This window comes from Oceanobacillus piezotolerans, from assembly GCF_003665065.1.
Taxonomy (GTDB): domain Bacteria; phylum Bacillota; class Bacilli; order Bacillales; family Amphibacillaceae; genus Oceanobacillus; species Oceanobacillus piezotolerans.
The window spans coordinates 250,702-276,234 of sequence record NZ_RCHR01000001.1; the positions used below are offsets into that span (position 1 = coordinate 250,702).

A 25,533-nucleotide genomic window follows, 5' to 3' on the forward strand; every position below is an offset into this window, starting at 1 on the left:
TTATACTAACTTAAGGTGGTTAATGTAATACAAAGGAGGAAAAAGTATGGCAATTGAACACGTAACAGATCAGAATTTTGCAGAACAAACCTCAAAAGGGTTAGTTTTAGCTGACTTTTGGGCACCTTGGTGTGGACCATGTAAAATGATTGCTCCAGTATTAGAAGAAATCGATGGAGAATTAGGCGAAAAAGTTCAAATCGTTAAATTAGATGTTGATGAAAATCAAGAAACTGCAAGTAAATTTGGCGTAATGAGCATTCCAACATTGCTATTATTTAAGGATGGTAATGTTGTAGACCAAGCAATTGGTTATCAGCCAAAAGAAGCGCTAGTTAATCTAATTAACAAGCACGCTTAAACCTAACCACATAAAAAACCCTTGTTGCTAAAGTGACAAGGGTTTTCTAAATTTAACCGTGTTCGCCATCATTTTTATTGTAGAATAAAGATTAGTATTAGTGACAGATATAGATAGACTTTTGATTAGTTTAATTCAGTATAGTGCATAAAAACCGCTCCGGAAATACACTGCGCTTTCCACGGGCGGCTGCTGAGCCTCCTCGAGACTGTCGTCTCTGCGGGGTCTCACCTAGGCCTGTCCTCCCGTAGGAGTCTCCGTGTATTTCCTCCGCTAGATAGTGCTTTTAAACCTCATAGATGGAGAAAGCTCCCCTTTACAGGAAGTGATTGTAGCGGAGGGCAGTCGACTCCTGCGGGAAAAGCAACAGCCGAAGACCCCGCAGGAAGCGGTTTTCTTCCGAGGAGGCTGAGGCGTTGCCCGCGGAAAGCGTACTGCCCGCAGCGGAAATCACGAGCGCATATTTTCAGGTCATTCCCAGAGCGCCTTTATGCATTACTTTGAATTCAATTAATCAACATTTTCTATCAACTGCGAAACAGCAACAAAATTATAATGTTTGTTTATTAAAGAATGGACTGAAAAAAATGAACCAAACGATAAAGGAAAAATTAGCTATTCTGCCTGCGCAGCCTGGTTGTTATCTAATGAAAGATAAGCATGGTACAATCATTTATGTCGGTAAATCGAAAATGTTACGTAATCGGGTGCGTTCTTACTTTACTGGAGCGCATGACTTAAAGACACAACGGTTAGTAGCAGAAATAGTTGATTTTGAGTATATGGTTACTTCATCTGAAATAGAAGCACTTATTCTCGAGATGAATTTGATTAAAAAATATGACCCGAAATACAATGTCATGTTAAAAGATGATAAATCATATCCGTATTTAAAAATAACAGCTGAGCGACATCCAAGGTTAATGATAACCCGGAAATTAAAGAAGGATAAAGCCAAGTACTTTGGCCCGTATCCGAATGTTATTGCCGCAAGAGAAACGAAGAAATTATTAGATCGGCTATATCCTTTAAGAAAATGTAATAATCCACCGGGTCGGCCATGTCTTTATTATCACATGCATCAATGTATGGCATGCAGTGAGGTGCCGCCAAGTAAAGCTGAATATCAGAAGATCGTTCATGAAATTTCTTCTTTTTTAAACGGTGGATACAAAGAGATTAAGGAAACTCTAAAAAGGAAAATGTATGAAGCAAGTGAGTCATTGAATTTCGAAAGAGCAATGGAATTGCGGGACCAAATACAGCATATTGAAGTGGTTATGGAGCAACAAAAAATGACTTTAAACGATCAAGTGAATCGTGACGTATTTGGTTATAGTTATGATAAAGGTTGGATGTGCATCCAAGTCTTCTTTATCCGACAAGGTAAATTAATTGAAAGAGATGTTTCTGTCTTTCCTTTTTTTGATTCACCAGATGATACGTTCATCAGTTTCGTCGGAAGGTTTTACCTTCATAAGCAACACATTAAACCGAAGCAGATACTTGTGCCAATTGGCACAGATACAGACCTATTACAGGAATTACTGGAAACAGATGTTCACACGCCATTCCGAGGACGCAAGAAAGAATTGGTAGAATTAGCAAGAAAAAATGCAAAAATAGCACTATCAGAGAAATTTTCGCTTATCGAACGGAATGAAGAAAGAACAATACTAGCAGTTGAAAAACTTGGTGAGGTCCTTAATATTGAAATACCGCACCGTATCGAAGCGTTTGATAACTCAAATATTCAAGGAACCAATCCGGTTTCTGCCATGGTTGTGTTTATAGATGGAAAGCCGAGTAAAAAGGATTATCGTAAATATAAAATTCGAGATGTAGAAGGTCCTGACGATTATGAAACAATGCGCGAGGTAGTAAGAAGAAGATATTCTAGAGTATTAAAGGAAGGCTTGCCACTTCCGGAATTAATCATTATTGATGGCGGAAAGGGTCAAATGAGTGCTGCACTGGACGTATTAGAAAATGAATTAGGGCTGGATATTCCACTTTGTGGATTGGTCAAGGATGATAAACATAGAACAAGTGAATTACTATATGGTGATCCACCCCAGGTAGTCCAGCTTTCTAGGAAGTCACAAGAATTCTATCTTGTGCAGCGGATTCAAGACGAGGTCCATCGATTTGCCATTACATTTCATCGGCAGCTTCGAGGAAAAAGTCTATTTCAATCTGAATTAGATAAAATTCCAGGTGTCGGGGAGAAAAGGCGAAAATTATTATTAACTCATTTTAAATCGGTTGAGGAAATAAAAACTGCAGAAATAAAGGAATTCACCAAATTAGGGATACCTAGTAACATCGCAAGTGATATTTTAGAGCATTTGAATAGAGAACAAGAAGATTAAAGCTGCAGTTCGTTCAAAGAACTGCAGCTTATTATATCCTAGCAAATCTACTTCGGTTTTCTTCAGATAACAGAGTATGTAGTGACTTTTAGAAGGGCTGAGCTAATAAACAAGCTTTTGCTAGGTTATCTGATTATTGATCTGTATAGAATACAGTGAACTTGACTAATTTAATACGCCGATTTACTTCCTCCAAGCACTCACAATCAAATCCTCTAATTTTTTGTATTGCTTCTGCTAAGAACCCTGCTTCTAATCTAAAATCTGCTTCAAAAGGAGCATCTAATCGCAGAACTACAGCATCAGACATTAATTGAAATGTAAATTCATTTTTCTTTTCTTTTATTAATTCTAAACGACCCCAGCCAAGCGCTTCCATAATCGAAGATAAATCATCCATTGACGATATTTCAAACTTCCTGGCCAGACTCTTTCCTAAAAAGTAAAGTAATGTATGTGAATCTTTACCAAGTAACTCGGGTAAGCCTATGTACCTTAAGACATCATAGCCAGCACCAGATGTATGTAAATTACTTAATTGTGATAAAGATATTCTTTCTAGCTTTTTTGACATGGATGTCATTCCTTTCGAATTAAAGAAATATATAAATAAAGCATACTCAGTATTATCTATGTAAATTCTACATTAATCAAGTATGCTCTTCCATTATAAACAGTTTTTTATACTTAGATATGTTAGGAAGTAACATTGATGAATGATTGATTTGAGAGCTCTAAATAATATACTTTTCTCTATATTCGGAATAAATCATGCTTGCTAAAAAATTCTGTTCGTTTTCTTGACGCTTTTTGCAGTTAGAAGTACAATAAATATGTTTACAAATTGTACAATTCTAAAAAGTATGCGTTATCTTTATAAAAGCGCTTTACTTTTAAATGTACACAACTAGACTACGAATCTACTAAGGGGGGAGAAACATGGCAGATCAGCGTGAGTTTTTCTACAGAAGATTACATTCATTTTTAGGTGTGGTTCCAATTGGAATATTTCTTACACAACATCTAATTGTGAATCATTTTGCTGTGTATGGTGAAGAGAGTTTTAATAAAGCGGCAGGGTTTATGGCAGGCCTTCCATTCGTATTATTATTGGAGATATTCATTATTTATCTACCAATCTTGTACCATGCGATACTAGGGGTTTATATTGCATTTACAGCCAACTATAATACGAAACGTTATGGTTTTTTTAGAAACTGGATGTTTGCCCTGCAACGTATTACCGGACTTATTACGTTAGTCTTTATTGCGTGGCATGTGTGGGAAACACGAGTACAGATTGGTTTAGGAAATGCTGATTTAGATTATAGCCTAATGGAAGGCATTTTAACTAATCCATTTATGTTCTGGTTTTATATCGTTGGTGTGATTGCTGCTGTTTTCCACTTCGCTAATGGTTTATGGAGCGTTTTGGTTTCATTTGGTATCACGCAAACACCAAAATCTCAAAAGATTGCAACTTACGCTTGTATTCTAGTGTTCTTTGTAATTAGCTACTTAGGAGTCAGGACATTAATTCAATTTGCTTATGGGATTTAATAGATAGATAGAAAAGGAGAGTGTGTATCAATGAGTAATCGCAAGATAGCAGTTGTCGGCGGTGGTCTAGCCGGACTTATGGCAACAATAAAAGCTGCTGAAGCAGGCGTGAACGTAGACATTTTTTCAATCGTTCCAGTAAAACGCTCTCACTCTGTATGTGCGCAAGGTGGTATTAATGGGGCTGTTAATACAAAAGGGGAAGGTGACTCTCCTTGGCTTCACTTTGACGATACAGTATATGGTGGGGACTTTTTAGCAAATCAACCAGTGGTAAAGGCAATGTGCGAAGCGGCGCCTGGTATTATACATATGTTTGACCGTATGGGTGTTATGTTTAACCGCACACCTGAGGGGTTACTGGATTTTCGCCGTTTCGGTGGAACACAAATGCACCGTACTGCATTTGCAGGGGCTACTACAGGTCAACAATTGCTTTATGCGCTGGATGAGCAAGTTCGCCGCTATGAAGTGGAAGGTTTGGTTACGAAATATGAAGGCTGGGAATTTGTTAGCGCAATAATCGACGAGGAGGGTGTTGGTCGAGGTATCGTTGCTCAAGACATGAAAACGCATGAAATTAAGGCGTTTCCTTCTGATGCTACTATTTTTGCGACTGGAGGCCCAGGAATCATTTTTGGGAAATCAACGAACTCGATGATTAATACAGGTTCAGCTGCAAGCCAATTGTATCAACAGGGCGTTAAATATGCTAATGGAGAATTTATTCAAATTCACCCAACTGCCATCCCTGGAGATGACAAGCTCCGCTTAATGAGTGAATCAGCACGCGGAGAAGGCGGCCGTATATGGACTTATAAAGATGGTGAGCCATGGTATTTCTTAGAAGAGAAATATCCAGCATATGGGAATCTCGTTCCGCGTGATATCGCGACCCGTGAGATTTTTGATGTATGCGTGAACCAGAAGCTTGGAATCAATGGAGAAAACATGGTTTATCTCGACCTTTCCCATAAAGATGCGAAAGAGCTTGATATTAAGCTTGGTGGAATTATTGAGATTTACGAGAAATTTGTAGGGGAAGACCCTCGTAAGGTTCCGATGAAAATCTTCCCGGCTGTTCATTATTCAATGGGCGGCATGTGGGTTGATTATGATCAAATGACTAACATTCCTGGTATCTTTGCTGCAGGTGAGTGTGATTATTCACAACACGGTGCGAATCGTCTGGGAGCTAACTCTTTATTATCTGCTATTTATGGTGGAGCGGTTGCTGGTCCGAAAGCTATTGAGTATATTGAAGGACTAGACAAGCATGTGGAAGACTTATCAACTGCTATGTTTGATACAGCTGTGAAAGAAGAGGAAGGGAAATTTGAGAGCTTAATTCACATGGATGGAACGGAAAATGCGTATCAAATTCATCAGGAGCTTGGTGAGTGGATGACTGATAATGTTACAGTTGTGCGAGAAAATGCGAGATTATTAAAAACAGACGAGAAAATCCAAGAATTACAAGAGCGTTTTGAAAACATAAATATTGGCGATACATCACGCTGGAGTAACCAAGGAGTCATGTTTACACGTCAATTGAAGAATATGCTCCAATTAGCCCGTGTTATTACAATTGGTGCTTATAACCGTAATGAAAGCCGTGGTGCTCACTATAAACCTGAATTCCCAGATCGTAACGACGAAGAATGGTTAAAGACAACCATTGCAGAATATGACGCGAAAAACAATGCTCCGAAATTTAGCTATGAAGAGGTGGATGTTTCATTAATTAAACCACGTGTGCGTGATTATACACAAAAACATTAAATAGGGGGAGTAAAAGTAAAATGGCTGAACAAAAGACGGTTACGTTTATCATCACAAGACAGGATAGTCCCGATTCTACTCCTTACGAGGAAATATTTGAAGTTCCTTATAGAAAGAACATGAATGTCATCTCCGGGTTAATGGAGATTCGTAAAAATCCTGTTAATGCAAAAGGGGAAAACACAACTCCAGTTCAATGGGATATGAACTGTTTAGAAGAAGTTTGTGGAGCGTGTTCTATGGTTATTAATGGAACACCTAGACAATCTTGCGCAGCCTTAGTTGATCATCTGGAAACACCAATTCGATTAGAACCAATGTCTACATTCCCTGTTGTACGCGACCTAATTGTAGATCGCGAACGTATGTTTGACGCGTTGAAGCAAGTAAAAGCATGGATTCCGCTTGATGGAACACATGATCTTGGTCCGGGACCTCGTATGCCTGAGAAGAAACGTCAGTGGGCATATGAATTATCTAAATGTATGACTTGCGGTGTTTGTCTGGAAGCCTGCCCGAACGTGAATGACAAATCAAACTTTATTGGCCCTGCTGCAATTTCTCAAGCACGTCTTTTCAATTCTCATCCAACAGGAGAGATGTTTGCAAGTGACCGACTAGAAGGTCTAATGGAAGATGGCGGTATTGGTGGCTGCGGTAATTCGCAAAACTGTGTTCAAGTATGTCCGAAAGGTATTCCATTAACTACTTCTATAGCGGCAATGAACCGTGCAACAAATATCCAAGCGTTTAAGAACTTCTTTGGAAGTGATAACGCACATTAATCATGAAAAAAGCGGGGGCTCAAATGGTGAAAAATACTTTTGAGCCACCTCTTTTTTTGTAATAATGTTATTTTAATTAACTGAAAGAACCGCGGGAAAATTGTTTTCGAGAATTCGACTGTCTTCGGATATAATTAATACTTTAAACATGCTGTGTTTTCTCTATCAACTGTTAAGGGTTTTTGCACAATGCAGCGTAGCAAATTCACGAAATCCAATGCCGTTTTTATCCTCGTTAATACAATATAAAAATCCTCATGATATATAAAAAATATTGAATAATAATGCACTATAGCCCTCAAAGCAATAAAAAACGATATTAACAAATGGATTAGATCTAACAAATTTTGTCATAAATTGGCAACTTTCTTCAATTAGATATAATAATCGTTCAAATAGGAGGTCAGACAGCGCCCTCGGAGAGCGTGGTGTATTTCCTTCCAGTGAGGTTTTTCCTGTTATATAATGAATAAAATTAGTCAGAAGTCTAACTAGATTGCGGAATAATAAGATGTCACCTACAGTTTGACTTTGGGTGTCTTTTTTTATTATTTCACTCGGAATAAATACGGTGATTGGAAATTAACAGGAAGAGGCTAAATATATATGTATCGTTTGTCCTTATACCCATGACGAATCCCAGTAATAATAAAAGAAAATTAAATTTGAATAGAAGGAATTAAAAAACCGACTTCCATAACGAAAGTCGGCTTTTCAGCCATTTACATTAGTAAATGATCATTCGACTAATACAAGGGTAGTAAATGCTTACGCTTAGTTGAGAAAATAGGTATTAAAGTTTTAATTCCCCCATGCGTAATAACTCAACTACTGCCTGTGATCGCCCCTTGACACCTAGCTTTTGCATAGCATTTGAAATGTGGTTCCGGACTGTTTTTTCAGATATATACAACTCCTGGGCAATTTCCTTTGTTGTTTTGTCTTGTACTAGTAGTTCGAATACTTCTTTTTCTCGTTTGGTTAATAATTGCTTTGGTTTGTAGTCATTGTCCTTCAAATGTTTACCCCTCCTTGCTCTTATAGAGCCGCATGTTGAAGGGAGATTATTTAGTCACTATAGCTTATGTAATAAGGATGAATTAGTGCGCACAATTCCTTGAAAATACATACATTCCATTGCATCATTTAAATGATGGGCAATAAAGAAAATACTCTACACAAAAATATATTATGTGATAAACTATTTCCTAGGACAACTGTAGGAGGGTACATTTTGGGTAAAGACCTGGCAACAATTGATACAATTGTAGCAGTAGAGAAACAATTACGATATATTTCTGGAATGATTAAACAAAATGGAAGGAAAATCCTAACCAACTATCCTATTACTTCACCGCAATTTGTCGCATTGCAATGGCTTTTAGAAGAAGGCGATTTAACGATCGGTGAGCTTTCCAATAAAATTAATTTAGCTTTTAGTACGACAACTGATTTAGTCGACCGAATGGAAAAGAATGAGCTTGTACAACGAGTTAGGGACACAACTGATAGACGCGTAGTTAGAATTCATTTATTAGAAAAAGGAAGAACCATTATTCACGAAGTAATAGAAAAAAGGCAATACTTCTTAGGAGAGGTCTTAGAAAATGTTGCGGCGAAAGACATGAAAGATCTAACTAGATTATTAGATTTATTATATACAAAAATAAAGATGCAAACAGAAAAATAACATCATAGAAGAGGCGATTATCTTGAATAGAGCAATCGGAGTCATTGATTCTGGTGTAGGAGGCCTTACGGTTGCACATGAATTGATGAGACAGCTCCCTAAAGAAAAATTAATTTACCTAGGGGATACTGCTAGATGTCCATATGGACCAAGAACAGAGCAGGAAGTAAAACAATTTACTTGGGAAATGGTCAGTTACTTATTAGAAAAAAATATTAAAATGTTAGTTATTGCTTGCAATACAGCGACAGCATTTACATTAAAAGATTTACAAGAGAGATTAGATATTCCTGTTATTGGAGTTATTAAACCTGGTGCCCGAGCAGCTATTAAGTTCACAAGAAATGATCAAGTTGGAGTTATAGGGACAGAAGGGACAATAAGAAGTAAAGCATACAGTAATGCTTTGCGCAAAATTAAAGCAAAGCTTCAGGTTTACCCGCTTGCTTGCCCGTTATTTGTTCCGATGGTTGAGAAAGGGATTCTTTCAGGGAGTCATGCAAAGGAAGTTGTAGAAGAGACACTCCAGCCTTTAATCGGAAATGGGATGGACACACTAATCTTAGGTTGTACGCATTATCCGCTTCTAAAAGACACTATTCAAGAAGTGGTTGGAGACGGTGTAACAGTTATTTCTTCCAGTGAAGAGACTGCTAGAGAGACAAGTACTATATTAGAAGTTCATGATCTATTATATAATGGTGATAGAAACCCGACCCATCAATTTTATGCAACTGGTGAACTTAAAACATTTAAAAAAATAGCGAATTCCATTTTCAAAGAAGGAAATGATTCGTTTTACGAAATAGAAAAAGTCAGTATAACGGAAAATCAGGATGCTTCCTAACAAGCACCTGATTTTTTTATTTGGACTGGTCTATTTTTACAGAAGGCTCGTATACATAATAGTACAAACCATCGTAGGAGGTATAGTCATGAAAAGAAAAGTCTATCTATTAACTGGATCGATCGTTTTTTCTTTAATGTTAACTGGTTGCTTTCAAGGGGAACAATCAAGTCAGAATCAAGAAACAGAACAGCCTCAAGATGCAGAGGCAGTAGATAATTTAGAAGGTGCAACTTCAGAGGAAGCGGAGGAAGTAAATAAGGAAGGTGCAGAAGAAGCTGCTGAGATGGTACCTAGAGAATTGTATTTATTAGATAAAAATGGAATGGTAGCTTCACAAACAATTGATTTGCCTCAGTTAGATTCAAAAGAAGTAGCTGCACAAGTGTTAGAATACCTAGTTATTGATGGACCTGTGACCTCTGTTTTACCAAATGGGTTCCAAGCGGTTTTACCTGCAGGAACTGAAATTCTCGGAGTAAATTTAAAAGAGGATGGAACAGTTATTGTTGATGTCTCTGAAGAATTTAAAGGTTATGAAGCTTCTCAGGAAGTAAAAATATTGGAAGCTATCACACATACGTTGACGCAGTTTGACAATGTGAAAAGGGTTCAATTATGGATAAATGGCCATCCGCAAGAAGAAATGCCAGTTAATGGTACACCGATAGGGCAAGGGTACACTAGAACAAATGGAATAAATGTTGTTGAAACCGGAGCAGTAGATCTTATCGATAGCCAACCTGTTACCATGTATTACCCTGCGGAGCATAATGAGAGCAGATACTATATACCTGTTACACAGTATGTTGAAACGAGTGAAGATAATGTATATCAATCTATCGTTCAAGCTTTAATGGACGGACCTGGGTATCAAACAAACGTTGTGCATGTATTTAACGAAAACGCCTTATTGACTGAAGAGCCAACCATTAATGATGGCGTACTGGAAATGGTTTTCAATCAAGGGATCTTAATGGATGAAGAAAAAGCAGTAATTGCAGATGAAGTGATGGAAACGCTTGTCCGAACACTAACAGAGCAAGAAGGGGTCAAAGCGGTTGATATCAAAGTGGAAAATGTCGAGCAATTGGTTAGTGAAAACGGGGAGGCTTATACTGAGCCCGTAACAAAACAAACTTATTTACCAAGTGAAAAATTATAACCTTTCTCATGTAGTGTAAGCATATCAAAGCAATGAGATAGTTGACCAGAATGTCATTTTTAATACTGGGAAAGATAAATTATTATTAAATTAGGATAAACTGTAAAAAACTTGGCGTTTAGCCAAGTTTTTACAGTTTAATCCGTAATACTTCATTTGAATATGAACTGGTTTGTCGTGTTTCTTTAGGGTAAAATATGGTATGCTATTGGTTAAGATAGAGGAGGATTTTTACATATGAGAAACGACCAGCGATATAATAATCAATTAAGACCTATTAAAATAATTCCTAACTATATAAGTCATCCAGAAGGATCTGTTTTAATTACCGTTGGAGAAACAAAGGTGATTTGCAATGCCAGCATTGAAGATCGTGTTCCTCCATTCATGCGTGGACAAGGAAAAGGTTGGATTACTGCTGAGTATTCGATGTTACCAAGAGCAACAGAGCAACGAAATATTAGAGAATCATCAAAAGGGAAAGTAAGCGGAAGAACGATGGAAATTCAGCGTTTAATTGGCAGAGCTTTGCGTTCTGTAGTAGATCTTGAGAAATTTGGAGAAAGAACAATCTGGATTGATTGTGATGTTATTCAAGCGGATGGGGGAACAAGGACAGCATCCATTACAGGGGCTTTTGTTGCAATGGTATTAGCATTTGGAAAGTTGTTAGAAACAAAAGCCATTAAGAGAATGCCTGTTAAAGAATTTTTAGCTGCAACCTCGGTTGGGATTTTGTCTGATGATACGGAAATATTAGATTTGAACTATAAAGAGGATTCAGAAGCAAATGTCGATATGAATATTGTCATGACGGGTGCTGGCGAGTTCGTGGAAATTCAAGGGACAGGAGAAGAAGCAACATTTCGAATAGACCAGTTGAAGACCATGCTCATGCTAGCAACAGAAGGCATTGAGGACATATTTGGTATACAGCGTGAAGTTCTTGGTGATTTAGCGAATCGTATTGGTGAAACGAAATAGAAATAATATAAGAGGTATAATTATATGAAAAAAATAATTATCGCAACGAAGAATCAAGGGAAAGCGAAGGAATTTAAAGAACTATACCTTAAAAAGGGTATGGAGGCTTTATCGTTATTAGACATAGTGCAGGAGTTACCTGATGTAGAAGAAACAGGGGTTACTTTTGAAGAAAACGCAGCACTAAAGGCCGAAACGATTGCAGAACTCTTGCAGATTCCTGTTTTAGCAGACGATTCTGGTTTGGTGATAGATGCACTGGACGGACGCCCAGGAGTATATTCTGCAAGATATGCTGGGGAAGACAAGGATGATAAAGCGAATATTAAGAAGGTTTTAGAAGAACTAATCGATGTTCCTGAGGGAAAGCGAACAGCTAGATTTGTTTGTGTGTTAGCAATTGCAAGACCAGGAGAGAAGACGGACTTCTATAAGGGAACTTGCGAAGGTTCCATCGCTTTTGAAGAAAGAGGAAGCAATGGGTTTGGATATGATCCTATTTTTATTCCTGAAAATGAGACAAGAACAATGGCGGAGTTATCTTCTGAAGAGAAGAACAGCATAAGTCACCGAAGTAATGCTATCAGTAAATTACAGGGCAGGGTGTAATGAATGAAATATAAAGTTCTGATTATGAGTGATAGTCATGGTTTAAAAAAAGAATTATTAGAAATTAAACAAAGACATACTTTTGATGCAATCATACATTGTGGAGATTCAGAGTTGGATTTTAATGCTCCGGAATTAGACGGTATCTATAAAGTTGGAGGGAATTGTGATTTTGATCCGGATTATCCTGAAGATCAAGTACTGGAGATTGGGGATATCCGTTTCTATATAACACATGGGCACCTCCATCAAGTGAAAACAAACTTATTAAGATTATCGTACAGAGCAGAAGAAGTTGGTGCTTCCATCATTTGTTTTGGGCATACACATATTGCAGGAGCTGAGAAAATTGGTAATAGGCTATTTTTAAATCCCGGTAGTGTCCGTTTGCCTAGAAATAGACCAGAGGCTACTTATGCAATTTTAGAATGGGAAATGAAGGAAGACATTCATATTACATTTTATTCGACGCAAGGAGAAATAGTAGAGCCACTTTCTAAACAAGTTAAATGGAATAGCTGAAGCTAGGCAAATAAAAATTTGCCTAGCTTTTACAAATATTTTATAGGTTATTGACAAAAGTATAATTTGTATCATATAATATTATTTGTCCGTTAAAACAGCGAATACAACCAGAACATTAAACGACTAGAATTAGAAAAAAATATACGGTTTGTTTTGATATTTCCTAAAACTAACTCTGTTGGTTAATTGTTCTAAATTACGTATACCGAGAACATATATTATACGCGGGTGTAGTTAAATGGTATAACCTCAGCCTTCCAAGCTGATGTCGTGGGTTCGATTCCCATCACCCGCTCCAATATGTCCCAGTAGCTCAGCTGGATAGAGCAACAGCCTTCTAAGCTGTGGGTCGGGAGTTCGAATCTCTCCTGGGACGTAATCAAAAGAAACCTAGATAACGATGGGTTTCTTTTTTTGTTTATTTTCTCGTTTTTAGGGTATGTATATTTAGTACATATAAATTTATAATGGTAGAGAGGGTGAATATATGTACACGGAACACGATAATCTTATTTTATTTCCTAAATGGAAAAAGAAATTAGAGGAAGAAAGCTTACAGGCACTAAAAGATAAACAATATGATAAAGCTTTAGTTAAACTAGATAAACTAATAGCTTACCAAGTAGATGATCACGAGATTGTAACTGGTAAATTAATTTGTTTAATGGAACTAGGGCGGTTTAATGAAGCACAGTCACTGTGTGAAGAACTAATGCAACAAAAGGGTAATCACTATTATCATTACGTACATATCTATTTGACTATTCTTTTTCAAACAAACCAATACGAGCTGTTGATGGAACAAATTGAATACGAATTTGAAAATGATGAGATTCCGAAACTGCAGCGAGAGCAATTTAAACAATTATACGATATTAGTGAAAAAATGCGTATAGATATCGATTACGACAAACAAGATAAATTCTATCGTGAATTATTTGAATTAATTGAAGCCCATCGTTACCAGGAACAGTGGAGGGCAGTTGAAGACCTTAGAAAAGTAAAAGCAAAGCCAACAGCCGAGATATCCTTGTTGCTTTGTAATGATGAAGTCCACCCAGTGACTAAAACAGCAATCTTCCAGTGGCTTAGAGAAGAGAATTGGAACAGTGAGGTTCAGATAAGTAAGCAAGGAAAAGAAGTAACGGTATTTCCTGATGAAGTGGAAGATATTAATGATAACCAAATGATGTCTGAAACATTAAATATAATAAAACGTTTTGAAGAAAAAAATCCCACTTTTTATCAATTATTGAAAGAACTCTTATATCGTTATACATATGTTATTTATCCGATACTGCCGGAGAAAGAAGAATATATACATATCGCAAACGCATTAGTTTCAATTGGAAATGATTACCTGAATCTTAAGATTGATAGTGATTCCACGGAAGAGGCTTTATCAGATAAGTATAAACAAGAGATTATGTTGTGCGAATCGCTGTACTTGAGTATAATCGAAGCATAAAGAGCATACTTGGCCGGTAATGAATCTGTTGGCCGACAAGCAGAGTATCGCTTTATTAGAAATGCTTGAAAGCTATATAAATTATGATATAATAAGATGGTTGCAAATTTGAACAAGTAAAAACTCATTATTTAAAGTACATAATGGATAGAATAGATTTTGGAGGGAATTAATATGTCAGCTAAATGGGAAAAACAAGAAGGAAATAAAGGGGTACTTACCTTTGAAGTACCAGCTGAAGATTTCGATAAAGCATTAGATAAAGCTTTTAAAAAAGTGGTAAAAGATATTGAAGTACCTGGATTCCGTAAAGGTAAAATGCCTCGCGGACTATTCGAAAAACGCTTTGGAGTTGAAGCGCTATACCAAGATGCAGTAGACATCTTACTTCCTGATGCATATCGTAATGCAATTGATGAAACAGATATCTTTCCAATTGCACAGCCAAATGTAGATATTGAACAAATCGAAAAAGGGAAGAACGTTATCTTTACTGCTGAAGTGGAAGTGAAGCCTGAAGTTACATTAGGTGACTATAAAGGCCTAGAAGTCGAAGAACAATCTACTGAAGTAACGGATGAAGATGTAGAAAAAGAAATCGATCGTTTACGTGAGCGTCATGCTGAATTAGTGGTGAAAGAAGATGGCGAAGTTGAAAACGGAGATACAGTTGTTATTGATTTCGAAGGCTTCTTAGATGGAGAAGCATTTGACGGCGGTAAAGGTGATAACCATTCATTAGAGATTGGATCAGGTTCTTTCATTCCTGGATTTGAAGAACAATTAGTAGGTAAGAAATCTGGAGAAGAAACAGAAATTGAAGTGACTTTCCCAGAAGATTACCATGCAGAAGAGCTCGCAGGAAAAGTTGCTACATTCAAAGTGAAGATTCATGAAATTAAGTTCAAAGAATTACCAGAGCTTGATGATGAATTTGCTAAAGATGTTGACGACGAAGCAGAAACACTTGCAGACCTAAAGAACAAGAAAAAAGAAGAGCTTGAAGCGGAAAGAAAACAGAATGCTGAAAATCAAAAACGTCAGGAATTAGTAGAAAAAGCATCTGAAAATGCAGAAGTAAATATTCCTGAAGCTATGGTAGAAACTGAATTAGACCAAATGCTAAGAGAATTCGAACAACAACTTCAAATGCAAGGTATGACATTGGAAATGTATACTCAATTTGCAGGTCAAGATAAAGATGCGCTAAAAGAGCAAATGAAAGAAGATGCTGAAAAACGTGTTAAAACGAATTTAACTCTTGAAGCAATTGCTAAAGCGGAGAATCTAGAAGTATCTGAGGAAGATATTAATGCTGAACTTGAACAAATGGCAGCTATGTATGGTGTGGATGCAAAACAATTGCTACCTATGTTAGGCGGAAACACAGAAATGCTTGAGAATGATTTATTAATGAGAAAAGCTATTGACTTCTTAGCTGAGCAAAGCAAAGCAGTCTAATTGCCAGAGCACATATTTTACAACACTAGAGTAAAGTCATATAAAACAAGGTGCGGATTTATTCGCACCTTGTTTTAGCATTATTTGACATAGCAGTCTATTCAAAAAATGTGATTGGCTGAAATACTCACAATTCAGGATTCTGTTTGATTCAATATTACACTACTGATTGAAGTTGTACTATAGAATTTACGACTTAAATTAGATCTCCATCATATAGTATAAGTAATATGATTTGACTTTTTCATAAATAAAAAGATAATGAAGGAAAGCAATAATTATAAAAAGTAAAATTTTCATTTTTTACAATGGGGATGGGCTCTTTTTTGAAGTACAGGAACATATAATAGTTTTTGTTTTGTTTTTTGATTTGGTTCTGATATGATGACTATAAGTTTAGCCTAGAGTTTAGGAAATGTAGGGGTGAAAATAATGTTTAAATTTAATGAAGAAAAAGGGCAATTAAAATGCTCCTTTTGTGGAAAAAGCCAGGACCAAGTAAGGAAGTTAGTGGCTGGTCCAGGCGTTTATATATGTGATGAATGTATTGAACTCTGTACAGAGATAGTGGAAGAAGAGCTTGGTAATGAAGATGAGATGGAATTAAAAGAAATACCTAAACCAAAAGAAATCTGTGATATCCTTGATGATTATGTTATCGGACAAGATAAAGCAAAGAAAAATCTTTCTGTAGCAGTATATAATCATTACAAGCGAATTAATACACCTAAGAATAATGACGACGTAGAAATCTCAAAAAGTAATATAGCGATGATAGGTCCAACAGGTAGCGGAAAAACATTACTTGCACAGACTTTAGCTCGAATTATCAATGTTCCTTTTGCTATGGCAGATGCTACATCCCTGACAGAAGCAGGTTATGTAGGCGAAGACGTAGAAAATATTTTACTAAAGCTTATTCAGGCTGCAGATTATGATGTGGAAAAAGCTGAAAAAGGGATTATCTATATTGATGAAATCGACAAAGTCGCACGTAAATCCGAAAATCCTTCCATTACTCGCGATGTATCAGGTGAAGGGGTACAGCAAGCGTTACTTAAAATATTAGAAGGAACGGTTGCAAGTGTACCACCTCAAGGTGGACGCAAACACCCACACCAAGAATTTATTCAAATTGATACAACGAATATCTTATTTATCGTTGGAGGAGCTTTCGATGGAATTGATCAAGTGATCAAGCGCCGTCTTGGCAAAAAAGTAATTGGATTTGGAGCAAATTCTAAACAGGAAGACTTAGGAATGGGTGAGTTATTAGCACAAATTCTACCAGAAGATTTGTTACGCTATGGGCTTATCCCTGAATTCATCGGTCGTATTCCAGTTATTGGCAGCTTGACGCCACTGGATGAAGATGCATTAGTCCAAATCTTAACGAAGCCGAAAAACGCGTTAGTGAAGCAATATCAGAAATTATTTGAGATGGATAATGTAGAACTAGAGTTTAAAGAGGATGCACTTAATGAAATTGCGAAAAAAGCAATTGAACGTAAAACGGGTGCACGTGGACTGAGATCGATTATTGAAGGTATCATTCTAGATGTGATGTTTGAATTACCATCAAGAGAAGATATTGTGAAATGTGTGATTACTAAAGAAACGGTTTTAAATGATAATGGCAGCCCAACCTTGGTATTCAATGACGGAACTGTCCAAGAAGGGATACAAAAGCATCCTAAGGAAAGTGCATAATTACCCATTGATGTTTTGTATGCCAACTGAGTAATATTTATCGGAATCTAAAAGTTAGACTAGCTTAGCGGGGTGGTTTTTGTAAAGCTTAAGAGCTTTCCCTTTTAAGCTAGTCTTTTTTATGGTTAGTTTTTAATATAGCGTTTATACTAAGCATGGAAGTTGCCATTGGTTTACAAATGTAAAATTTTTCTATAAAATTTAAGAACATGACAATATTATAAGCCATATATGGAGGTTACATATTAATGACAAAAGATATCATTCAGGTCCCCCTCCTACCATTACGTGGATTACTTGTTTTTCCTTCTATGGTGCTACATTTAGATGTGGGTAGAGACAAATCTATTCAAGCATTGGAAAAAGCGATGATGGGAGATCAAACCATATTTCTGTCAGCACAGAAAAAGGTTAGTTTAGATGATCCAGAACCAAATGATATATATCATATTGGTACTTTAGCAGAAGTGAAGCAAATGATGAAATTACCAAACGGTACGATTCGTGTATTAGTAGAAGGTTTGTATCGTGCAGAAATACAACGTTTTGTTGAGACAGATGAAGAATTTATAGTAGAAATTACTGAGTTAGATGAAATTCATGGAGAAGTTCATGAGGAAGAAGCGTTAATGCGCTCTTTATTAACACAGTTTGAACAATACATAAAGTTATCGAGCAAAGTGACGAAGGAAACATTGGCAACGGTAGTTGATATAGAGGAACCAGGAAGATTGGCTGATATAATCGCATCTCATTTAGCTTTAAAAGTAAAAGAAAAACAGGATATTCTTGAGATTAAACAGGTCCCAAAAAGAATGCAAATGTTAATTCGGCTTATATCCAATGAGAAAAAAGTGCTGGATTTAGAGAAGAAAATAGGACAGCGCGTAAAAACCTCTATGGAGAAGACACAAAAAGAATACTATCTCAGAGAACAATTAAAGGCTATCCAGAAAGAACTTGGAGACAAGGATGGCAAAACAGGAGAGGTTGAAGATCTAAGAGAGAAAATCGAACAATCAGATATGCCTGAGCATATTATGGAGATTGCACTAAAGGAAGTTGCAAGATATGAAAAGGTTCCTCAAAGCTCAGGGGAAAGTTCGATTATTCGCAATTATATTGATTGGTTATTGGCATTGCCTTGGACTAAGAAATCACAAGATACTATTAACATCAACAACGCTGAGAAGGTTTTAAACAAGGATCACTATGGTTTAGAAAAAGTAAAAGAACGTATATTAGAGTACTTAGCCGTTCAGAAACTAACGAATTCACTAAAAGGACCAATACTTTGTCTAGTAGGTCCTCCCGGTGTCGGAAAAACCTCTTTAGCCAAATCTATTGCGGCATCTGTTAATCGTAACTTTGTTCGAATATCATTGGGTGGAGTTCGGGATGAGGCCGAAATTAGAGGACATCGAAGAACATATATCGGTGCAATGCCAGGTAGAATTATTCAAGGGATGAAGAAAGCAGGAACCATCAATCCTGTGTTTCTACTTGATGAAATTGATAAAATGTCTAATGACTTCCGAGGAGATCCATCAGCTGCGATGCTGGAAGTTTTAGATCCAGAGCAGAATCATAATTTTAGTGATCATTTTATTGAAGAACCCTATGATTTATCTAACGTTCTGTTCATAGCAACAGCGAATAGTGTGAATACAATACCAGGTCCACTGTTGGATCGTATGGAAATTATTTCAATAGCAGGATATACAGAACTGGAAAAACTGCATATTGCCAAAGAACATTTACTACCAAAGCAAAGACGGGAAAATGGTTTAAAGAAGGGTGATATGCAAATTCGTGATGAGGCTTTATTTAAGCTTATTCGCAGGTATACTAGAGAAGCTGGTGTCAGAGGTTTAGAAAGACAAATTGCAAAGTTATGCAGGAAAACAGCTAAGATTATCATTTCTGAAGAGAAGAAGCGCGTTGTTATTACGGAAAAAAGCATAGAAGAGCTATTAGGAAAGCCTGTTTATCGTTACGGTTTAATAGAACAGGAGGATCAAGTAGGTGCTGCAACTGGCCTAGCTTATACTGCTGTTGGTGGAGACATCCTGACGATTGAAGTTAGCCATTTTCCTGGCAAAGGAAAGTTAACCCTTACCGGTAAGCTGGGTGATGTAATGCAAGAATCTGCTCAAGCAGCATTTAGCTATATTCGCTCTAGAGCAAAGGAATTAGGAATTGCTCCTGATTTCTATGAGAAGTATGATATCCATATTCACGTGCCAGAAGGGGCAACACCAAAGGATGGACCATCTGCAGGAATCACCATGGCGACGGCTCTCGTTTCAGCCTTGTCAGGAAAAGCAGTGAGAAAAGAAGTGGGTATGACAGGAGAGATTACACTTCGGGGAAGAGTGTTACCAATTGGTGGTTTAAAGGAGAAGTCACTAGGTGCTCATCGTGCTGGCTTAAAGACGATTATCATTCCTGAAGAGAATAAGAAGGATTTAGAAAATATACCTGAAAGTGTTCGTGAGGAACTAACCTTTATTCCTGTAGGTCATTTGGATCAGGTACTAAAACATGCCTTAGTGGGGGAATGAAATAATGAAAGTAACAGATGCAGAGATAGTGATCAGTGCAGTTAGCCAGAAACAATATCCAAGTGAAGGCCTGCCGGAAATCGCTTTAGCTGGACGTTCCAATGTGGGAAAGTCCTCCTTTATTAATAAATTGATTAACCGAAAGAATTTAGCACGTACCTCCTCTAAACCAGGTAAGACACAAACATTGAATTTCTATAAGATTAATAATATGTTTTATTTCGTGGATGTTCCTGGATACGGTTATGCTAAAGTGTCTAAAAAAGAAAGAGAAAAATGGGGTACCATGATGGAAGAGTATTTTCAAACAAGAGATACTCTCAGAACAGTATTATTGATTACAGACATCCGTCATGAACCAACCAGGGATGATATCCAAATGTACGAATTTCTTAAACATTATGAGTTGCCTGTGATGGTAGTGGCTACAAAGCTCGATAAAGTGCCGAAGAGTAAAAGAGCAAAGCATATCAAACGAACCAAAGACACATTGCAAATGTCTAAAGATGATGTTATCTTACCTTTTTCCTCTGAAACAGCTGAAGGAAAAGATGAAGCATGGGGTTATATAAAGCAATATATTTAGAATAAATGAATCTTCGCTCAAGATAGGGTTATGTATATCCCTTTCTTGAGCGTTCTTATTATAAGTACAGATTTATCAATTCAAAAAACGACTAGTTTTTCTAATTAAAAGTTGGACATAATATTGTTATCTTTTATTTTCGTTTAAAAAGAAAGAAGATGCCTACAACGATTAACAGAATTGGCCACGCCATCTCCAATATACCAACAACATCATCTAGCCAGTAAAAATAAATGGACAGCCTAGATGAGAAAATAAAGATGATACTAAGAATAGTAAATAAGAAACCCATTAGAAAGCCTTGCTTTGTTTTCCAAGCCCTGACTAAAAAAGCAATACCAATAATTAGGGTATAAGAAGCCCAATGGTCAATCCAGAAACCATAATGAGCCAATCCGTGAAAATGTATGCCTAACCCCAACAATAATGTTCCGGTAAACAGATTCTGATAATGTTTAGAAGAAAAGCTATGAATGAGGAAAGCTAAACCAATGATAATCAGCAAACTCTGCCATGAGTAAAAATTAGTCAAGATTGGAAATTGGAGTTGTTTCAGAAGAAAATACAGTCCAATTCCTATTAGTAAATAGGCGAATAAAGTATTTTGTTTTTTCAAGCTATCATCCCTTTATATCTATTTCGATTCCTTGCTTCCTACTATATTATATGATAAAGTACATTCGAGTTAATATGATTACGCCTTTATACCATAAATTGTTTTATTCTGTTCACATTTGTTAAGATGGTGTTAAGTTTATCATGTTATAATGGAACTATATATTTTTATATTTAATCCTTTTTAATAATTATTATAGTAATATCAACTGCATCGTTTTGTTGGGGGTAGGATAAATTGCATATTTTAACAGTTGGTTTAAATTATAAGACAGCCCCTGTAGATATTAGGGAGAAAGTAACCTTTTCAGAAGATCATTTACGGGATGCAATTGTAGAGTTGAAAAAGCAAAAAAGCATCTTGGAAAATGTGATTATCTCTACATGTAACCGTACAGAGATTTTCGCAGTCGTAGATCAGGTGCATACAGGGCGATATTATATTAAAAAATTTTTAGCAGATTGGTTTAACATTGAAAAAGAAGAGTTAACTCCCTATTTAAAAATCACGGAAGACGACGGTGCTTTAGAGCATCTATTTCGAGTTTCAACAGGGCTGGATTCGATGGTATTAGGGGAAACACAAATACTTGGACAAGTTAAACAAGCATTTCTATTATCACAAAAGGCGAACACCACAGGGACTATTTTTAATGAATTATTTAAACAAGCTATCACATTCGGGAAACGTGCACATAAAGAAACAGGAATCGGTGAACACGCTGTATCGATAAGCTACGCTGCAGTAGAGCTGGCAAAAAATGTCTTCGGCAACCTTAATAATAAGCATGTAGCAATACTGGGAGCAGGAAAAATGGGAGAGCTTGCAGCCAAGAATCTTCATGGCTCCGGAGCATCAAGGGTAACCGTTATAAATCGAACTCTGGAAAAGGCGGAAATGCTTGCAGCGCAATTTCATGCAAAGGCAGAACCTTTTGAGAATTTATCAGATGTATTATTGGATGCAGATATATTAATCAGCTCTACGGCATCATCCTCTATTGTTATCTCTAAAGAATTGATTGAAGAAATACAAGAACGAAGAAAGCAACGTCCATTAGTTCTCGTTGATATTGCTGTTCCACGAGATATCGATCCAGAAATACGTTATTTGAATGGAGTATATCTATATGACATAGATGATTTACAAGGTATTGTGGACGACAACCTCGCATCCCGAAAAGCGGCTGCAGAGGAAATTGAGTTACTGCTAGAAAGTGAAATTGTAACCTTTAAAGAATGGTTAAAAACACTTGGAGTTGTACCTGTAATTTCGGCACTAAGGCATAAAGCTGCACTAATTCAAGAAGAAACAATGAAAAGTATTGAAAGAAAAATGCCAGATTTAACTGCACGGGAGAAAAAGGTACTGAACAAGCATACGAAGAGTATTATTAATCAGTTACTGAAAGAGCCAATTACTCAGGCTAAAGAACTAGCTGGCAGTGATCATGCAGAACACGCTTTACAGCTTTTTGTTGATATATTTGGTATCGAGACTGAAGTGAGAGCCGAGTTTGAAAAACAAGCTAAAAAAGACGCTACATTAATGAAATTAAGTCAAAATGAATTTGTAACACTACCACGTCTAGAGAAAATATCAAGTGTCTAAAGCGGAAGTGAAAAACCAGAAGGCAGTCGCTTTCTGGTTTTTTACTTTTCATTCATTAACCGTTTCCTTTTTCAATTACTCTTATTAAGGTTAATATAGAGTTGGGAAACATTATATGATTAGTCTTATTTATAGGAGGTTTACTCATGCGTAAAATTATAGTTGGATCAAGGCGGAGTAATTTGGCCATAACACAAACCAATTGGGTTATAGAACAATTAAAAAAAGCTGGTGCACAAAACGAGTTTGAAGTTAAAGAAATAGTTACAAAGGGAGATAAAATTCTTGATGTAACATTATCTAAAGTGGGTGGAAAAGGGCTATTTGTTAAAGAGATTGAACAAGCCATGTATAATAAGGAAATTGACTTTGCAGTACACAGTATGAAGGATATGCCTTCTGTTATGCCGGAAGGATTAGTTATTTCAAGCATTCCTGTAAGGGAAGACCCTAGAGATGCTTTTATCTCCAAGGACCATACTTTATTAAATGATTTAAAAGAGGGAGCCATTGTCGGGACTAGTAGTTTACGCCGAGCAGCACAGATTGTAGCTGTCCGTCCTGATATAGAAATTAAATGGATTCGTGGTAATATTGAAACCCGTATTCGAAAATTAAAGGAAGAAGACTATGATGCGATCATTCTAGCAGCTTCTGGTCTAAAGCGGGCTGGTTTAAGTGAAGAAGTCGTAACAGAGTTTTTAGAAGCAGAAGTAATGCTTCCAGCAGTTGGTCAAGGTGCATTAGCAATTGAGTGTCGAGAAGATGATGAAGAAATACGGTCTCTGTTAGCGACAATAAACGACGATTTTACAACTAAGACTGTAACAGCAGAAAGAACGTTCTTAAATCTCTTAGATGGCGGTTGTCAAATTCCTATTGGTGGTTACGCTTATTTAGAGAACGATGAAATTATTCTAACCGCTCTTGTAGGTACTCCAGATGGAAAGACCATTTTAAAAGAAACCGTTCGCGGAACAGAACCAAAGGAAGTTGGCCAAAAGGCTGCAGATATATTAATTGCTCAAGGTGCCAAGAAAATCGTTGATGAGGTAAAGCAGGAGCTTGAGAAAAAATGAAAGATGCTCTGGAAGGAAAACGCATCCTGATTACGAGAGATGAAAAGGGTGCAAAGCTTTTTTCTAAGCAATTAAAGCAACTGGGTGCTGTTCCATTGGAAGTCCCTCTAATCAAGATTCAATGTAAGTGCGAGGAGAACAACTGGCAAGGAATAAAAGAACTGCACTCCTATGAATGGATTATTTTTACAAGTGCAAATGGTGTCCGTTGTTTTTTTCAGTTATTAAACAAGAAAGGGCGTACTTTAACTAATCAAAGAATAGCCGTTGTAGGCCATAAAACGGAAGATGCTCTAAAAGAATTTGGCCTGACTGCAGACTTGGTACCTCCCTTATATAATGCTGAAACGTTAGCGAGTGAATTTATGAACAAATATTATCAGACAGGGACAATCCTGCTTGTCCGGGGGAATCTCTCTAGAGATGTATTGCCGAAAAGATTCTTTGAAGCTCGAGTACCATTTGATATGCTAGAAGTGTATGAAACTGTTGCGAATCATAATAATAAGGAAAACTTAAATGAAATACTATCAAGTCAACTAGATTTCATTACCTTTACCAGTCCTTCTGCGGTAGAAGCATTTTGTAACATGACCTCATTGACTGGAAAATGGACTACTGTTTGTATAGGCAGTACAACAGAGGAGATGGCAAGAAATTTAGGAATGGATCATATCATCAGCCCAGAGTCAGATTATACAATGGAGGGTATGATTCAGAGAATGACAGAATACAGCTATGGAGGAGATGTTTGATATGGAGAAGAATCTAGATTTCAAACGTCATAGAAGATTGAGAACTTCAAATTCTATGCGTTCTCTAGTCAGAGAGAATCATTTAAGAGTAGATGATTTCATTTACCCTATGTTTGTCATAGAAGGAAACAAGATCAAAAACGAAGTAGCATCTATGCCTGGTGTTTACCAATTTTCTTTGGATTTATTACTAGACGAAGTCAAAACTGTATATAATCTTGGAATCAGAGCAATTATGTTCTTTGGAGTAATTACAGCCAAGGATGAGATTGGGACAGGGGCATTTGTTGACGACGGAATCGTGCAAACCGCCACAAGAATGGTAAAAGAAGCATTCCCTGATTTATTAGTGGTAGCCGATACATGTCTTTGTGAATATACCTCTCACGGACATTGTGGAGTGATACATAATCATGATGTTGATAATGATGAATCATTAAAGCTTTTAGCAAAAACAGCGGTTTCTCAAGCTGAAGCTGGAGCAGATATTATTGCTCCATCTAATATGATGGATGGATTTGTTGCTGCTATTCGACTTGCTTTGGATGAGGCTGGATTCCAACATATTCCAATTATGTCTTATGCAGTTAAGTATGCCTCTTCTTTTTACGGTCCTTTTAGAGATGCTGCAGACAGTGCGCCTCAATTTGGTGATCGAAAAACATATCAAATGGATCCAGCGAATCGTTTAGAAGCCTTAAGAGAAGCGCAATCAGATATTGAAGAGGGAGCGGATTTCATTATGGTAAAACCGGCATTATCCTTCCTTGATATCGTTAGAGACGTTCGTAATAATGTAGATGTTCCTGTTGTTGCTTACAATGTAAGCGGAGAGTATGCGATGGTGAAGGCTGCAGCCCAGAATGGTTGGATTGATGAAAAAGCACTGGTGATGGAAATGCTAACTTCAATGAAGCGAGCCGGTGCGGATATCATTCTAACGTATTTTGCAAAAGATGTTGCAGTATGGCTAAAAGAAGAGAATAGATAATGAGGTGATCAT

Annotated in this window: 23 protein-coding genes and 2 tRNA genes; 22 read left to right on the forward strand and 3 right to left on the reverse strand. The window is 36.9% G+C overall.

Annotated features, from left to right (window positions below):
* Nucleotides 1–46: 46 nt before the first annotated feature.
* Nucleotides 47–361 (forward strand): thioredoxin, encoded by a 315-nt coding sequence (gene trxA / locus D8M04_RS01235; RefSeq protein WP_121520608.1) that lies wholly within the window; start codon nt 47–49, stop codon nt 359–361.
* A 587-nt stretch (nt 362–948) separates the two neighbouring features.
* A complete protein-coding gene (gene uvrC / locus D8M04_RS01240) occupies nt 949–2,733 on the forward strand; it encodes an excinuclease ABC subunit UvrC (RefSeq protein ID WP_121521678.1) in 1,785 nt (594 codons plus the stop codon).
* 133 nt (nt 2,734–2,866) lie between these two features.
* On the opposite strand, the gene D8M04_RS01245 is transcribed toward uvrC, so the two are convergent.
* Entirely contained in the window at nt 2,867–3,307 is a 441-nt protein-coding gene (locus tag D8M04_RS01245; protein WP_121520610.1) for a YslB family protein, read from the reverse strand.
* A gap of 365 nt (nt 3,308–3,672) precedes the next feature.
* Here D8M04_RS01245 and D8M04_RS01250 point away from each other — a divergent pair, with 365 nt between their 5' ends.
* From D8M04_RS01250 to sdhB, 3 genes are read left to right on the forward strand one after another with little or no spacing between them, the layout of a single operon-like run.
* On the forward strand, nt 3,673–4,293 hold the full coding sequence (locus D8M04_RS01250) for a succinate dehydrogenase cytochrome b558 subunit (protein WP_121520612.1): 621 nt from the start codon (nt 3,673–3,675) through the stop codon (nt 4,291–4,293).
* A gap of 30 nt (nt 4,294–4,323) precedes the next feature.
* A complete protein-coding gene (gene sdhA / locus D8M04_RS01255) occupies nt 4,324–6,075 on the forward strand; it encodes a succinate dehydrogenase flavoprotein subunit (RefSeq protein ID WP_121520614.1) in 1,752 nt (583 codons plus the stop codon).
* Nucleotides 6,076–6,095: 20 nt separating this feature from the next.
* Entirely contained in the window at nt 6,096–6,860 is a 765-nt protein-coding gene (gene sdhB, locus D8M04_RS01260; RefSeq protein WP_121520616.1) for a succinate dehydrogenase iron-sulfur subunit, read from the forward strand.
* Between the two features lie 793 nt (nt 6,861–7,653).
* Here the strand turns inward: sdhB and D8M04_RS01265 are convergent.
* Nucleotides 7,654–7,878, reverse strand: a complete 225-nt coding sequence (locus tag D8M04_RS01265) for a helix-turn-helix domain-containing protein (RefSeq protein ID WP_121520618.1) — start codon at nt 7,876–7,878, stop codon at nt 7,654–7,656.
* 216 nt (nt 7,879–8,094) lie between these two features.
* Here D8M04_RS01265 and D8M04_RS01270 point away from each other — a divergent pair, with 216 nt between their 5' ends.
* The 13 genes from D8M04_RS01270 to yihA all read left to right on the forward strand — a co-directional run bounded on the left by D8M04_RS01270 (nt 8,095) and on the right by yihA (nt 20,469).
* On the forward strand, nt 8,095–8,550 hold the full coding sequence (locus D8M04_RS01270) for a MarR family winged helix-turn-helix transcriptional regulator (RefSeq protein WP_246001086.1): 456 nt from the start codon (nt 8,095–8,097) through the stop codon (nt 8,548–8,550).
* Between the two features lie 22 nt (nt 8,551–8,572).
* Nucleotides 8,573–9,397 (forward strand): glutamate racemase, encoded by an 825-nt coding sequence (gene racE / locus D8M04_RS01275; protein ID WP_121520622.1) that lies wholly within the window; start codon nt 8,573–8,575, stop codon nt 9,395–9,397.
* Nucleotides 9,398–9,485: 88 nt separating this feature from the next.
* Nucleotides 9,486–10,562, forward strand: coding sequence for a GerMN domain-containing protein (locus D8M04_RS01280; RefSeq protein ID WP_121520625.1), 1,077 nt, complete (start codon nt 9,486–9,488; stop codon nt 10,560–10,562).
* 237 nt (nt 10,563–10,799) lie between these two features.
* Nucleotides 10,800–11,546 (forward strand): ribonuclease PH, encoded by a 747-nt coding sequence (gene rph / locus D8M04_RS01285; protein WP_121520627.1) that lies wholly within the window; start codon nt 10,800–10,802, stop codon nt 11,544–11,546.
* Between the two features lie 24 nt (nt 11,547–11,570).
* The gene (locus tag D8M04_RS01290; RefSeq protein WP_121520629.1) at nt 11,571–12,155 is read left to right on the forward strand and encodes an XTP/dITP diphosphatase; all 585 of its coding nucleotides are present in this window, start codon (nt 11,571–11,573) and stop codon (nt 12,153–12,155) included.
* A gap of 3 nt (nt 12,156–12,158) precedes the next feature.
* A complete protein-coding gene (locus tag D8M04_RS01295; RefSeq protein WP_121520631.1) occupies nt 12,159–12,677 on the forward strand; it encodes a metallophosphoesterase family protein in 519 nt (172 codons plus the stop codon).
* Between the two features lie 227 nt (nt 12,678–12,904).
* A tRNA-Gly gene (locus D8M04_RS01300) sits at nt 12,905–12,978 on the forward strand.
* A 4-nt stretch (nt 12,979–12,982) separates the two neighbouring features.
* Nucleotides 12,983–13,056: transfer RNA gene (locus D8M04_RS01305), tRNA-Arg, on the forward strand.
* A 111-nt stretch (nt 13,057–13,167) separates the two neighbouring features.
* Nucleotides 13,168–14,148 carry a tetratricopeptide repeat protein gene (locus D8M04_RS01310; protein WP_121520633.1) on the forward strand — a complete coding sequence of 327 codons (981 nt, stop codon included), beginning with the start codon at nt 13,168–13,170 and terminating at the stop codon, nt 14,146–14,148.
* Nucleotides 14,149–14,322: 174 nt separating this feature from the next.
* Nucleotides 14,323–15,609, forward strand: a complete 1,287-nt coding sequence (gene tig, locus D8M04_RS01315; protein ID WP_121520635.1) for a trigger factor — start codon at nt 14,323–14,325, stop codon at nt 15,607–15,609.
* A gap of 432 nt (nt 15,610–16,041) precedes the next feature.
* A complete protein-coding gene (gene clpX / locus D8M04_RS01320; RefSeq protein ID WP_121520637.1) occupies nt 16,042–17,319 on the forward strand; it encodes an ATP-dependent protease ATP-binding subunit ClpX in 1,278 nt (425 codons plus the stop codon).
* Between the two features lie 248 nt (nt 17,320–17,567).
* Nucleotides 17,568–19,883 (forward strand): endopeptidase La, encoded by a 2,316-nt coding sequence (gene lon / locus D8M04_RS01325; protein WP_121520639.1) that lies wholly within the window; start codon nt 17,568–17,570, stop codon nt 19,881–19,883.
* A 4-nt stretch (nt 19,884–19,887) separates the two neighbouring features.
* Nucleotides 19,888–20,469 carry a ribosome biogenesis GTP-binding protein YihA/YsxC gene (gene yihA / locus D8M04_RS01330; protein ID WP_121520641.1) on the forward strand — a complete coding sequence of 194 codons (582 nt, stop codon included), beginning with the start codon at nt 19,888–19,890 and terminating at the stop codon, nt 20,467–20,469.
* Between the two features lie 133 nt (nt 20,470–20,602).
* Here the strand turns inward: yihA and D8M04_RS01335 are convergent, their stop codons facing one another.
* Nucleotides 20,603–21,085: a LiaI-LiaF-like domain-containing protein gene (locus D8M04_RS01335; RefSeq protein WP_121520643.1), complete on the reverse strand. Its 483-nt coding sequence runs from the start codon at nt 21,083–21,085 to the stop codon at nt 20,603–20,605.
* Nucleotides 21,086–21,322: 237 nt separating this feature from the next.
* Between D8M04_RS01335 and hemA the strand changes: the two genes are divergently transcribed.
* The 4 genes from hemA to hemB all read left to right on the forward strand — a co-directional run bounded on the left by hemA (nt 21,323) and on the right by hemB (nt 25,521).
* A complete protein-coding gene (gene hemA, locus D8M04_RS01340) occupies nt 21,323–22,696 on the forward strand; it encodes a glutamyl-tRNA reductase (RefSeq protein ID WP_121520645.1) in 1,374 nt (457 codons plus the stop codon).
* A gap of 146 nt (nt 22,697–22,842) precedes the next feature.
* The gene (gene hemC, locus D8M04_RS01345; RefSeq protein WP_121520647.1) at nt 22,843–23,775 is read left to right on the forward strand and encodes a hydroxymethylbilane synthase; all 933 of its coding nucleotides are present in this window, start codon (nt 22,843–22,845) and stop codon (nt 23,773–23,775) included.
* A complete protein-coding gene (locus D8M04_RS01350) occupies nt 23,772–24,530 on the forward strand; it encodes a uroporphyrinogen-III synthase (RefSeq protein WP_121520649.1) in 759 nt (252 codons plus the stop codon). Before hemC ends, D8M04_RS01350 begins: the two co-directional genes overlap by 4 nt.
* A gap of 1 nt (nt 24,531) precedes the next feature.
* Complete coding sequence (hemB, locus tag D8M04_RS01355; RefSeq protein ID WP_121520651.1) at nt 24,532–25,521, forward strand: porphobilinogen synthase; 990 nt, start codon at nt 24,532–24,534, stop codon at nt 25,519–25,521.
* The last annotated feature ends 12 nt before the right edge of the window (nt 25,522–25,533 follow it).